This is a genomic window from Evansella halocellulosilytica (genome assembly GCF_002335745.1).
Classification (GTDB): Bacteria; Bacillota; Bacilli; order Bacillales; family Salisediminibacteriaceae; genus Bacillus_CA; species Bacillus_CA halocellulosilytica.
Genome location: NZ_NIST01000001.1, coordinates 2,645,619 through 2,658,364 on the forward strand (window position 1 = coordinate 2,645,619; position 12,746 = coordinate 2,658,364).

10 protein-coding genes are annotated in these 12,746 nt (G+C 38.4%); 8 read left to right on the forward strand and 2 right to left on the reverse strand.

From position 1 onward, the window contains the following. The first annotated feature begins 75 nt into the window (after window positions 1-75). The 4 genes from CD001_RS12580 (at window position 76) to CD001_RS12595 (ending at window position 4,765) form a co-directional block, all read left to right on the forward strand. Window positions 76-1,230 (forward strand): mandelate racemase/muconate lactonizing enzyme family protein, encoded by a 1,155-nt coding sequence (locus CD001_RS12580; RefSeq protein WP_096188047.1) that lies wholly within the window; start codon window positions 76-78, stop codon window positions 1,228-1,230. Window positions 1,231-1,250: 20 nt separating this feature from the next. Then, a complete protein-coding gene (locus CD001_RS12585; protein WP_096188048.1) occupies window positions 1,251-3,044 on the forward strand; it encodes an alkaline phosphatase family protein in 1,794 nt (597 codons plus the stop codon). Between the two features lie 55 nt (window positions 3,045-3,099). Further along, window positions 3,100-4,047, forward strand: coding sequence for a sugar kinase (locus CD001_RS12590; protein ID WP_096188049.1), 948 nt, complete (start codon window positions 3,100-3,102; stop codon window positions 4,045-4,047). Between the two features lie 70 nt (window positions 4,048-4,117). After that, window positions 4,118-4,765: a bifunctional 4-hydroxy-2-oxoglutarate aldolase/2-dehydro-3-deoxy-phosphogluconate aldolase gene (locus CD001_RS12595; protein WP_096188050.1), complete on the forward strand. Its 648-nt coding sequence runs from the start codon at window positions 4,118-4,120 to the stop codon at window positions 4,763-4,765. Window positions 4,766-5,827: 1,062 nt separating this feature from the next. Here the strand turns inward: CD001_RS12595 and CD001_RS12600 are convergent. Beyond that, the gene (locus tag CD001_RS12600; RefSeq protein WP_096188051.1) at window positions 5,828-6,214 is read right to left on the reverse strand and encodes a DUF302 domain-containing protein; all 387 of its coding nucleotides are present in this window, start codon (window positions 6,212-6,214) and stop codon (window positions 5,828-5,830) included. A gap of 356 nt (window positions 6,215-6,570) precedes the next feature. Between CD001_RS12600 and queG the strand changes: the two genes are divergently transcribed. The 4 genes from queG (at window position 6,571) to CD001_RS12620 (ending at window position 10,239) form a co-directional block, all read left to right on the forward strand. Further along, the gene (gene queG, locus CD001_RS12605) at window positions 6,571-7,740 is read left to right on the forward strand and encodes a tRNA epoxyqueuosine(34) reductase QueG (protein ID WP_096188052.1); all 1,170 of its coding nucleotides are present in this window, start codon (window positions 6,571-6,573) and stop codon (window positions 7,738-7,740) included. A gap of 30 nt (window positions 7,741-7,770) precedes the next feature. Beyond that, complete coding sequence (locus CD001_RS12610) at window positions 7,771-8,301, forward strand: methylated-DNA--[protein]-cysteine S-methyltransferase (RefSeq protein WP_096188053.1); 531 nt, start codon at window positions 7,771-7,773, stop codon at window positions 8,299-8,301. A gap of 330 nt (window positions 8,302-8,631) precedes the next feature. Next, on the forward strand, window positions 8,632-9,552 hold the full coding sequence (locus tag CD001_RS12615) for an amidase domain-containing protein (protein WP_257009803.1): 921 nt from the start codon (window positions 8,632-8,634) through the stop codon (window positions 9,550-9,552). A 213-nt stretch (window positions 9,553-9,765) separates the two neighbouring features. After that, the gene (locus tag CD001_RS12620) at window positions 9,766-10,239 is read left to right on the forward strand and encodes a tRNA (cytidine(34)-2'-O)-methyltransferase (protein WP_096188054.1); all 474 of its coding nucleotides are present in this window, start codon (window positions 9,766-9,768) and stop codon (window positions 10,237-10,239) included. Window positions 10,240-11,134: 895 nt separating this feature from the next. Here CD001_RS12620 and CD001_RS12630 read toward each other — a convergent pair. Next, window positions 11,135-12,406 (reverse strand): acyl-CoA thioesterase/bile acid-CoA:amino acid N-acyltransferase family protein, encoded by a 1,272-nt coding sequence (locus CD001_RS12630; protein WP_096188056.1) that lies wholly within the window; start codon window positions 12,404-12,406, stop codon window positions 11,135-11,137. Window positions 12,407-12,746: the final 340 nt, after the last annotated feature.

Genomic DNA, 12,746 nt, shown 5'->3' on the forward strand with positions numbered 1-12,746 from the left:
AAGCCTCTATTTATACGAGGGAAATAAAAATATATTAGTTTTTAACCTCAATACGATATTAAAGGAGGAAAAGTATTGAAGATTATAGATGTAATACCTCATGTCCTAAGTAAACCACTCGAAGTGCCTTTTGCATTTTCTCAAGGGTGGGTACATAAGAGAAGTACGATGATTGTTGAAATAGTTACAGATGAAGGGGTGCGTGGATGGGGAGAATCACTTTGTCATGGGCTTCAGCCTCCCGAAATAGCAGCTTCATTCGTTGAATTTTGCTTTAAACCTCTATTGTTAGGTAAGGATCCATTTGATGTAGAAGTACTATGGGAAGAAATGTATAATGCCTCAAGACCATTCGGGCAAGGAGGGGCAGCTGTCAATGCCATTAGTGGTGTGGATATTGCTTTATGGGATGTTATTGGTAAAGTTTTGAACAAGCCAATAAGTAAGTTGATTGGAGGTACATTCCGATCTAAAATTACTCCTTATGCAACGGGGTTTTACAGGAAAAAAGGTGTAAGATATCCTGAAGCAGCTGTTGAGGAGGCGAAATTACATTTATCAAACGGGTTTCGTGCCTTTAAATTAAAGGTTGGTTTTGGAGTGGGAGAAGATTTAGCGTATATTCATGCTGTTCGGGATGCAGTTGGTGATGAACCTACGATAATGCTGGATGCAAATGGAGCATACAATTCTTCTCAGGCTAGGAGAATCTTGCATGAGACGGTGGGTGCTAACATTCACTTTTTTGAAGAACCCCTGGCTCCGGAAGATATTGAAGGGTATAAAGAAATTAAAAACCTAACCGGAACTTATGTCGCTGCTGGAGAAAACATTTTCGGTAAGATAGGGTATCGTCATTGGATATCTCAAAAAGCTCTTGATATACTCCAGCCTGACTTATGTTCATCTGGGGGATTTACAGAATGTAAAAAAATTGCAGGTATGGCTCAGGCGTGGAATACTACGGTTATCCCTCATGTATGGGGGTCTGGTATTGGTCTAGCTGCATCGATACAATTTATTGCAACTATTCCAACATCTCCATTATCTTTAAATCGAGCTGAACCTTACCTGGAATATGATCAATCAGACCACCCATTCCGGGAGGAGTTAATATTCAATGCAATTAAAATGGAAGATGGAGCGATACCAATTCCAGATAAACCAGGGATTGGCGTAGAAGTAAATCGAGATGTTATTAAAGAATATAAAATACCAGTATTTAAATAAATCAATTTTGAGGTGAAAACATGGAAAACCAGAAAGTCATAGTTTTCGGAGTAGATGGTTTAATTCCCAATTTGGTATATAAATTTGCAGAAGAAGGTAACCTCCCGAATATAAAAGAGATGATGAATGGTGGTGCTACTTCTGAACTGCTTCCATTTATTTCGACTTGGGGTGATGTAAATTGGGTCTCTTTCTTAACTGGGCAATCTCCAGGCTGTTCGTGGAAAGGGCAGAGCGAACCAGGAACGAATGAAGGAAATGTGCTTGGTTTGACAAATTCCCTTGGAAAAAGAGGGGCATTGGTTCATTTCCCAAAGACAGTATCAACAGAAGGGACCAATCATTTCTCCTTTGCACCTTTTCAGGGGGCACCACCTTTTGAATTAGCGTCACCACGGGTATTTAGTACCGATATGAACAAATGGCCATTAAAAGAGACTAAAGAATCCTTAGGCTGGCCACCTACATCCGCTATCTCACACCACGAAAAAAACAACCTATCTTCCATTGAAATAAATAACGGACATTATCTTTTCAATTTACAATTAAATAATGGAGAGAAGTTAGGAGTCTCGATTCAATTATTAGATGAGCAATGTATTAGATTACATGTGAATGAAGTTACAGAGGTCGATATAGAAGCTGAAACCTGGTCGGAATGGCTTAAAGTTCAATTAGATAACAGGGTAGAGGGAATAGTAAGGTTTAAACTAGCGAAATATGATAGAAACAAAGGAGAAATAGATATTATTCAATCACAGATTAATCGTACCTCAGGTCTGTCTAATGACTCTAAGTTAGAAGAATATTTATTAGCTAATTGCGGACCGTTTATATCTACTTGGACAGTAAAAGCTTCTCCTGACGAACTTTATCATGAAACTAGTTTTGAAGAGGGAGAGTACCAGGCGATGTGGCTGGCAAATGCTGCTTTAAAACTTGTAAATCACAAAGATATCGATTATTTTGCTACTGTATATCGATTGAATGATGAAACCCAGCACACAAGCTTAAGTCAATATGATCCTTCCTCTCCTTTTTATTCGGAAGAACTCTCATATATCTATGAAGAAAACATGAAAAAAAGCTATGAAGTGCTGGACCGAGCGATAGGAAAGATACTGAGTGAAAAAATGGATGATACAACTTTAATTTTAGCTTCTGATCACGGAGGCGTTCCTAACCATTATTTCTGTGATATTTACTTACGTCTAGAAGAGTGTGGCCTTTGTGAGCTAGATGATAAAGGGATGCCAGTATTATCTAAATCCAAGGCATATCTTAAAAATAATAGAGGGGGACTTGAAGTTTTTGTAAATCTCAAAGGGCGAGAAGAGACAGGTATAGTTGCACCAGAAGACTATGAAATGGTTCAGAGTGATATATTTCATGCTATAGTGACTTGGGTAAATAACGTTCGTGGAAAATCTGAAAATGTGTCTGCTTTAACATTGAAGAAGCAAGATGCTCCCATCATCGGATATTGGGGACCAGAAATGGGAGATGTTATTTTCACATATAATCAAGGGTATGTATGGGGAACAAATAAAAAAGATGTGATAGGTCCTGTATCCGAACCAGGTGCCAATCATGGTCCGCAGATAACAAGTGCTAGGACATCGCATTCTTCTAATCTAGGGATTTTTATTTCACATGGGAAATATCTAAAAAAAGGATACCAATACAATGCAGACAAATTTGGTCCTTACTTAATGAATGATGCCGGAAAAACAATTTTTGATTTATTAGCGTCAACAGAGTCCCCTAGTATTGACGGTAGGTTTATGTCTCAATTATTTACAAGTGAACGGTAGAAGCTAGTATTTATTGCAATTTTAATTAAGAAAAAGAGAGGTAAGGGATAGTAAAATGGATGTCATTACATTGGGAGAAAGCATGGTTTTGTTTACTCCAGAATCTTCAGGACCTCTTCGTTATGTTGAGCGGTTGCATAGAACAATAGGTGGTGCGGAATCAAATGTTGCAATTGCCTTGTCACGACTCGGTCATAAAGTAGGCTGGATAAGTAAACTGGGGAAGGATGAATTTGGTCTATATATTCGAAACACTATTCGTGGCGAAGGAGTAGATACGTCACAGGTAGTGTTCGATAAACACTTCCCTACAGGAATTTTCTTTAAGGAAAGAAAAATACATGGGGATCCAAACATTTACTATTACAGACAGCATTCAGCAGCTAGTAGTATGGATCCTAAGAGTATTGATTTTTCATACGTAAAAAAAGCTAAATATATTCATTTGACAGGTATTACACCGGCATTGAGTACTTCTTGTAAAAAAACTATTTATAAAGTGCTTGAGGAAGTGAAAGCGAATCAACATCAAAAAATCGTTTTTGATCCTAACATACGATTAAAATTATGGTCAGAAGCGGATGCGAGAGAAGTTTTAACGGATATCGCCCAAAAGTGTGATATTGTCTTGCCAGGGATTGACGAAGGGAGATTGATGACAGGAGAAACAACTCCAGAAAATATTTCTCACTATTTTTTAGAGCGAGGAACAAAAGCAGTAATAGTAAAGCTTGGAGAAAATGGGGCATACTACACTACGGATAAGGAGAGTATGTATGTACCCGGAGAAAAGGTAGAGAGTCTAGTAGATACAGTGGGTGCAGGTGATGGGTTTGCTGCAGGAGTTATTTCAGGATTACTTCGAGGTTGGGGATATCATCAATCAGTCCAATTAGGTAATAAGATGGGTGCTTGTGCACTTGGTGTAGAAGGGGACATTGAAGGTTACCCATACTGGGAAGAGATAGACCCTAATTCTCCGGCTAATCATATTAATAGATAATGTAAACCAATTAAAATGTCAAAATTTATTACGCGTATAGAAATTCATGATTAGTAGGAGGGAGACTCATATGTGTGACTATAAATTAAAACAAATTGTCTCTTCGGGTATTGTTGCAGTCGTTAGAAGGGTTGATCCAGATAAAGTCCCCTTCCTTGTAAAGGCTTTAATTAACGGTGGTGTTTCATCAATAGAGATTACCATGGATTCAGAGAAGGCTAGGGATAAGATTAATGAACTTAAAGAAGCGTATGGGGATACTGTTGCTATTGGAGCTGGAACAGTTTTGGAAAAAAGCCAAGCAAAAGAAGCCATTATGGCAGGGGCAGATTTTATTTTTGCTCCGACTTTGAATAGGGAAGTTATTGAATATACGAAACAGGAAGGGAAAATTATGATTCCTGGTGTATTTACTCCAACAGAAATATACAACGGGTATAAATGGGGGGCAGATATTTTGAAGGTGTTTCCTGCAAATATTCTCGGCCCACAATTTTTTAAAGACGTGAAAGGTCCGATGAATGATATACCAATGATGCCTACCGGTGGAATTGATCTGGATAACATAGAAAAATACATTGAAGTTGGTGTGGTAGCAGTAGGTGTTGGCGGTTCTTTACTAAAGGCCCCCCTTATAGCTGAAAATAAATGGGGTGATTTGGAAAAACTGGCTCATTCCTTCGTTCAAAGAGTAGAGGATGCAAGATTAAATAAGTGAGTATGAAATGTTACCTACAGCGTTAAAATTTCCTTCAAATTTTAAAGAGCATAGAGAGTTGGAAAAGAAGTGATACTGTAAGTTGCTAGTTTTTTGTCTATTAACCCCTCTGGATTTAAGAGTTAAGAGTAAAAATCGAATCCAAACCAAACACATGTCTAGTATGAAATTTTTAAGAAGTCAAACTACCCACCATATCAGGGCAGGACTTTAGGGAGGAAAGTAAACCTTGTGTTCACTTAAATGACATCGTCTTAAAAATATTTAAGTAAAAAAAGTGGCTATCACCAGAAATATTTACGAGGTGTCAGCCACTTAATATATTCTTTGTAAACCACAGGCTCTGCCTGTGTGAAATTAAACCTTTAAGGGTTGCTTTCGTGAGACTCTTTAAAAGTAACGAATAGTTGGAAAGTATACGTGTTTCTTCCTCTTCTAGTATATTCGAGGTTGTGAATGCGTCGAAGCAGCTTGTAGAGAATTCAGTGAAGAATCGCTCGTTGCTCCTGCGCCACTTTGTTTGCTCGTCGCAGAAAAACAGTGCTCCTGCGCCACTTTGTTTGCTCGTCGCAGAAAAACAGTGCTCCTACGATTACTCGTCGCAGACTATGTGCTTCTTCCTCTGCAATGAACATAAGTTTCTTTGATAACAAAAGAATGAGTTAAAATGAGCTGAGATACAACTTCCCCCAACTCGTTTTTTCTATGTATGTTATTTAAATGTCATGATTCACTCGAAAGAGCGCCAGGCGGTAACTCAGGCGGGAAAAGCAATCGTCGAAAATTCCCTAGGTGAACACAGTGTGACACCTAGGAAGTTGAGGCATTGCCCGCAGCAAAGAAGACACTCGAATGCAAACGAAGTACAGCACGAGTAGATGTCGCACTTGTGCTTTGGAGTAAAAGCGTCCGCCTATAGCGATTTCGAATTCTATATGATTATGAAAAGGGATATCCTCGAAAAACTCACGGACCAAATTAAATAAGATACCTTAAGGGACACGGGTGATAAAGTGCCATATAGGGCGTAATTAAAACCGCCCGTTTACGGGCGGATACCTATTAAATCGATTTTTCAATACTCGTAATTAATCGTTGTTCAACATCGTTGGCCACTTGGCGAACATGAGAATCGTCGATGAAGTCCATTAACGATGTAGGCTGTGGCATGCCAATGTGCGTTAGTCCATTATCCACATATACTACGATTTTACATGGTAGGAAATATCCTGCCAGCTTTGAGAATTCAAGTACTTGTTTTGCATCATTTGGATTACATACTTCTAAAATATGAAATGGCTCGTCGAGTCCTAATCCTTTTTCGTCTAATTTGTCTTTCACATTGAATGACCATAAAATACTAAATCCTTCTTCCTGTAAAGATTCCTCTAATGAATGGATCGCTTCTTGAGGTGACTTGTCCGTCGTTTTAGTAAAATCAAAGCTCATGATAACTCCTCCTTTTTTTGTACATCTATATATTACCGTTTTTCAGCAACAAAAAACATCTCCAGGATGTTATATTCGTGACAACATTGACATAGGTGAGTTTACAATAGTACAATACTGTAATTAGTGGATGAATTGCACAAAGTGATGTAGGAAAGTTTTATGTGCAAGAAGGTGAAACAACGATTTCTTTGAGATAAGATAATTTTATTATAAAGTAGTGTTTCTTAATGAAATGCTACTTTTTCATGTTCTTAAACCGAGCTGCTCATGTATGAATGAACAAGATGTTGTCATACATTCTGATTTTGCAGTAAAATATTTTCTAAATAAAAGTATGAAAGGTGTGAAAAACCGTGGCAAATGCCCATCTAAAAAAAGAAATCATTGCATACAGTAAGCATATAGGCGTTGATAAAATTGGCTTTGCTTCGGCAGACCCTTTCACTACGTTAAAATCACGTTTAAAGGTGCAAGAGGAGAACAATTATCAATCTGGTTTTGAAAAAGGGACGATTGAGGAAAGGACAGAACCTGAAAGGTTACTGCCTGAAGCTAAATCGATTATTTCGATCGCTTTAGCGTATCCGTCAAAAATGAAGGATGCTCCCCGTTCAGTAAAAGGGGACAGGAGAGGGATTTTCTGTCGAGCATCATGGGGAGAAGATTATCACCACATTTTGCGAAGAAAATTAGAAGCACTTCAAGCATTTATTTTAGAAAAAGATCCAAATGCGAAATGTGTATCAATGGTTGACACAGGTGAACTGTCAGATCGTGCTGTTGCTGAACGGGCAGGAATCGGCTGGAGTGGTAAAAATTGTTCAATCATTACACCTGAATTTGGATCATATGTATATCTCGGTGAATTGATTACGACAATTGATTTACCAGAAGATACACCGATATTTGATCAATGTGGTACTTGTAACAAATGTGTCGATGCCTGTCCAACAGGAGCTTTAGTCCAAGGTGGTCAATTAGATTCAAACAAATGTATTGCTTTTTTAACACAAACGAAAGATTTCCTTCCCGAGCAATACAGAAATAAGCTAGGGAATCGTCTTTACGGATGTGATACGTGCCAAGTCGTTTGCCCTGAAAATAAGGGGAAAAATGCACAGCATCATGCGGAAATGCAGCCTGATCCTGATATTGCAAAGCCAAAGCTCATTCCATTATTAACGATTAGCAATCGTCAATTTAAAGAGAAGTTTGGTCATGTTTCTGGTTCATGGCGGGGGAAAAAGCCGATTCAACGAAATGCAATTATTGCATTAGCACATTATAAGGAAGAATCGGCGTTACCTCATCTATATCATTTATTAAAAACCGACCCCAGACCCGTTATTAGAGGGACAGCAGCTTGGGCAATCGGAAAAATTGGCGGCGGGAATGAATCGGAACAAAAATTACGAGAAGCGAGAAGAAAAGAGAAAGAACTAGACGTACTAGAAGAAATAACAAAAGGGCTTCAACGTTTAAAACAAGAACACGTGTATATTAAGAACGAGAGTTCAGTATGAATGTAAGCTGAGCTGAAAGAGGGGTTTTCAATGACGATAAGACCAACTATTTATTTTGCAGAAATGGATAGTCTAATTGGGAGACTGACAGTTGCAAAGTCAAATAAAGGAATATGTCAGATTAGCTTCGGTTCAGTTAAAGAAACGTGCTCTATTTTCGAAACGAGACTTAGAAAGCACTTTGTCAATGCTGAATTAACAGAGAGTGAAGAGGAAGTTGCTCAAGCGATGCAACAATTAGAGGAATATTTTCAAGGGATACGTACTGGTTTTGATGTTGAATTAGATTTATTCGGTACGAGGTTCCAATGTTTAGTTTGGAATAAAATTAAAGAAATCCCTTACGGAGAAACGAAGTCGTATAAGCAAATTGCTAAGGAAATTGGTGCACCGAAAGCAGTTAGAGCGATTGGTGGAGCAAATAACCAAAATCCGATTCCGATCATCATACCATGCCATCGCGTTATTGGCAGCAACGGTTCCATGGTCGGTTATGGCGGTGGTTTAGATAAAAAAGAGACGCTGCTTAGACTAGAAGGAGCTATTGAAAAAATATCATAGTACGATTCAAAGATGTTGTTTTTTAAAAACGATAATTGAGAAAAACGAGCTGGAATTTCACTAAATTTATCTAGCTCGTTTTTTTCTATTTCTTGCGACGAACAAACAAGTGGCGCCGGAGAAATGAGCAGTTCTTTGCTGGAAGGTGGGCTTAACCGCTTCGTTTGCGCTGTGTGTTAGATAAGGGATGTTCCATCAATATTTGAGATTTAGGTGGAGAGGTTCTCTGTAATGGCTATCCGTAAAATAGGAAGATGTCTATTGGATTGATTTCGCATTTTATGTATGTTTTCCTCTTCTAAATGAATATGATCAAATGAGGAGGGAGAGATGATGACATCACCAATTGAATATTTAAAAGAATATATTAAAGAATGTCATGAATGTTTTGTTATTGATGCTGGTGCACAGCTTTACTTAAGGTCCGATGAATCGAGTGCAATCGAAAGAAAAAAATCACAGCTTTATAAGAGAAAGGCTGAGATTATTAAAAACATTGTAGATGGACGAATTATTGGTGAACAATCTTATTTTTCGAGAACGGTCATTAATTATATCCTTGTTTTGCAGCATGTGATTAAACAAAAAGAGAAAATATACATTGAAGAGCAATTACAGCATCGCAGAGCAATTTTTGAAGATGATGAGATGATTGATGATTATTTAGTGAATCGTGATGGATCTCCGATGACAGAGGAGGAAAACGTAAAGTTTGATGAAGTTGAATTTGAGTCTATTGTTGATCGCAAAGGACCTCCGTATGAATACGACCGCTTATCAGTTGTAAAGTATGCAGAACGCTGGTGGAATGATTATAACCCTGCTTACGAGAAGTTTGAAAATGATTGTACAAATTACGTATCACAATGTATTCGTGCTGGTGGTGTCCCAAAAACTGGTGCACCAAACAGGACGAGAGGTTGGTGGTATGACGGGAATTTGTGGAGTTACAGCTGGTCCGTAGCAAATGCTTTAAGGTGGCACTTAAGCGGTTCTAAGAGCGGACTGCAAGCTCGGGAAGTATCTTCTCCTGATCAACTGTTGCGAGGGGATGTTATTTGTTATGACTTTAACGGAAATGGGCACTGGCAGCACAATACGATTGTAGTAGCTCATGATGCAGAAGGGATGCCTCTCGTAAATGCTCATACGACAAACAGCCGGATGAGATATTGGGCATATGAAGATTCTACGGCATGGACACCGAATATCAATTATAAATTTTTCCAAATTATTGATCGAAACTCCTAAATACATTTGGCCAGTAGATGTAAAATAGACGCTCACTTTCTTTTAAAATGATGACATGGTATGATAACGTTTGGAGTTTGCTCCAGACGTTTTTGTTTATACTATCAAAATCGATAAAACCTATGGAGGATAGTATAACTGCGACTAAGGCTTTCGTGATTAAGACTTGGCGACAAGCTATGTTTGTATCTGTTAATATGAGGTGAAAGAGAAGTGGGATTGCATATAGTATTACATGAACCAGAAATTCCTGCAAATACTGGGAATGTCGCAAGAACTTGTGTTGGGACGAATACTTCATTACATTTAATCCATCCATTAGGTTTTTCAACAGATGACCGAATGTTAAAACGTGCTGGATGTGATTACTGGCCAGATGTAAATATTTTGCATTATGACCATATAGATCAATTGTTTGAACGATATCCCGATGGGGAGTTTTTCTTTATCGAAACGATCGGGGAAAAACATTATCATCAATTTGATTACACTGACGAGAAGAAGGATTATTTTTTTGTTTTTGGAAAAGAAACAAAAGGGTTACCAGCATCCTTGACGGAAAAATATCGTGATCGGTGTTTTCGAATACCGCAAACGGATAAAATTCGTTCGTTAAATTTATCGAATACCGCAGCGATTGTCATTTATGAAGCGTTAAGACAGCAGTCTTTTCCTTCATTAGGGTAAAATGCAGCAGCCTTTCATATATATGGCTGCTGCATTTTCATTAATTCTTTGTAAACCACAGGCTATGCCTGTGTGAAATTAAACCTTTAAGAGTTGTATTCGTGAGATCTCTTTAAAAGTAACGAATAGTTGGAAAGTATACTGTGCTTCTTCCTCTGAAAGGTTAATCGAAGAAGAGAATGCGTCGAAGCAGCTCGCAGTGAAATCAGCGAAGAATCGCTCGTTGCTCCTGCGGTTACTCGTCGCAGAAAAACAGTGCTCCTGCGGTTACTCGTCGCAAAAGCATTTTCTTGCTTTCACCGCAGGGGCACGAGTGCGACATCTGCTCTTACTTCACTTTGTTCGTATTCATAGTGTCTTCTTTGCCACTGACGAACGGTTGAGCTACTTCGATCAAGCTCGAAGGGATCTCAACTCGTCCGTTTTTCGTAGGAAAGAGCATTGCTTCTTCGAAATATATCGATTTGTCTCGACGGATAAATGACAGATACGAATGAACATAAGTATCTTTGATAACAAAAAACCTTTCCCTTTTCATGTGAAAAAATGAGATGAGAGACAACTTCCCCAACTCGTTTTTTTATGTATGCTATTTGGATGTTATTTAAATGTCATCATTTACTCGAAAGAGCGCCAGGCGGTGATTCCTGCGGGAAAAGCAACAGCTGAAGATCCCGCAGGGTGATTTACCTGAGGAAGCTGAAGCGTTGCCCGCGGAAAGCGTCCGTCTGTAGCGAATGTAGATTGTACTCGTTTTTTATCTGATCTAAAAGCTATCTTTATTATACTATAACTATCTGAATAATCGGACTAATGAACATAAAAAAGGCTGTTGAGATGACTTTCTCAACATCCTGACCGCCCGTTTTACGGGCGGATACTTATTTTATGAGAGTTAATTTGATGGCTGAATGTAAAAGGGGACGGTTTCTTTTTCAATCGTTACTGGTGGAAAGTGCTTTTCTAAAAAGACAATGATTTCATTCCAAGATTCAGCTCCTGCTATTGCATTATTTGTTACCGTTCCACCAGATTTGTTTGTCGGGAAGATGACTGCAGGCAGGTAAGGCTGTATAAACGTATGACCTGAATGAGTATGATTTAAATGCCGCACTTCATAGTTAAAGTTGCTTTCATCCAGCTTAGTCACGATTTTTTGACACATTTCCTCTGATGGCCAATAAGCATCGCTCCCACCACTTATGAGTAATAAAGGACCTTGAATCTTTTGTACGTGAATATCAGCATCAGATCGTTTTTGCTTTTCATATTGCTTTATAAGTGATTTATAATCATCAACAGAAGACGGGGCTTTTTTGTTAAATAAATGGAAAAACGTTTGTAAAAATGATTTTTTTCTTACAGATGGCAGCGCCTCTCCGTTTTCCGTCCAGCGTATTGAACCTTTCTTTATGCTTGCACCATGAAAAACGTTAGAAGGCGGTGAAGAAACGATCACACCGTCTATATCATGAAACTTTGCAGCTGCTAAGAGCGATAACTCAGCCCATTTTGAGTGACCGAATAAGATAACCTTGCCCGACTTAACAGATTTGTGATGTTTTACCCATTGAACTGCTTTATTTACGGCTTCAATTGGAATGTCATTATGACTCTCTTCATGATGAAAAGTAACAGCCAACGCTGAATATCCATGCGAAGCTAGCAATGCGGCTGTGTATTTAGGTGATATGCCATTCATTACACCTAAAATGATAATAACGGGCATTTCTTTATGTTTGTTATAAGAATAATAACTTCCGTTAAAATGAGAATCGGAAACCTTTTCTTCTGTTACTTCATCTTCTTTAAATAGACGTTGCACCGTTTTTTTAATTTGTTTGTTACTTTCATTCGTCGAAATGTCGATTGTAAATTCAATTGGTTTGCCGATTTCGTGCGGTAAAAACGGTGAGCTGTTTCCTTCCCTCGGACGTAACTGCCACAGTAGACTGACAAGAGGGTTCTTTTCAAAACCATCCTCGTTATTTAATTGTAGACGTCCATCGCGATCAGCGTGTATGACACATTCAGAGGTCCATAATCCAGTTAACCGGTGATCATAAGATAACATAATTGTGACCTTTTCGTTCGGTACTAAGCCAGTCATATGAAGCTGGAGCGGCTCATCAACTCGTCCAATATCAGGGTATAAAAAGCAAGTCATTTTCGATCCCCACCTCAATAGTTTTTCTATAACAATCTATTCAAGCAAGAGTCATTTTACGCCTGGAAATTTGGACGGGGGTAGATGGAATTTTTCGTATAACGAAAAAAAGGACTGTCTCCTTTGAAGTGCTGTGCACTCATTGGACGGTCCTTTTTACATATTAGTTACGGTTAGGGTTATCATTATATCCTGCTGTTAAAATAGCAACCATAAAGGCTACGCAAACCCCTAAAATTAACCAGAGACCCATTATGTATGCCCCCTTTAATATTCTCTATAAATCAATATACCACTTTTTATCGTAGAAGAAAAGAAAACTTGAAATCTTTAATAGGAT

Excerpts from the sequence above, each read along its gene's own strand:
- CD001_RS12585 (WP_096188048.1), top strand. The coding sequence starts at position 1,251 with ATGGAAAACCAGAAAGTCATAGTTTTCGGAGTAGATGGTTTAATTCCC.
- CD001_RS12590 (WP_096188049.1), top strand. The coding sequence starts at position 3,100 with ATGGATGTCATTACATTGGGAGAAAGCATGGTTTTGTTTACTCCAGAA.
- CD001_RS12595 (WP_096188050.1), top strand. The coding sequence starts at position 4,118 with ATGTGTGACTATAAATTAAAACAAATTGTCTCTTCGGGTATTGTTGCA.
- CD001_RS12600 (WP_096188051.1), bottom strand. The coding sequence starts at position 6,214 with ATGAGCTTTGATTTTACTAAAACGACGGACAAGTCACCTCAAGAAGCG.
- CD001_RS12610 (WP_096188053.1), top strand. The coding sequence starts at position 7,771 with ATGACGATAAGACCAACTATTTATTTTGCAGAAATGGATAGTCTAATT.
- CD001_RS12615 (WP_257009803.1), top strand. The coding sequence starts at position 8,632 with ATGATGACATCACCAATTGAATATTTAAAAGAATATATTAAAGAATGT.
- CD001_RS12630 (WP_096188056.1), bottom strand. The coding sequence starts at position 12,406 with ATGACTTGCTTTTTATACCCTGATATTGGACGAGTTGATGAGCCGCTC.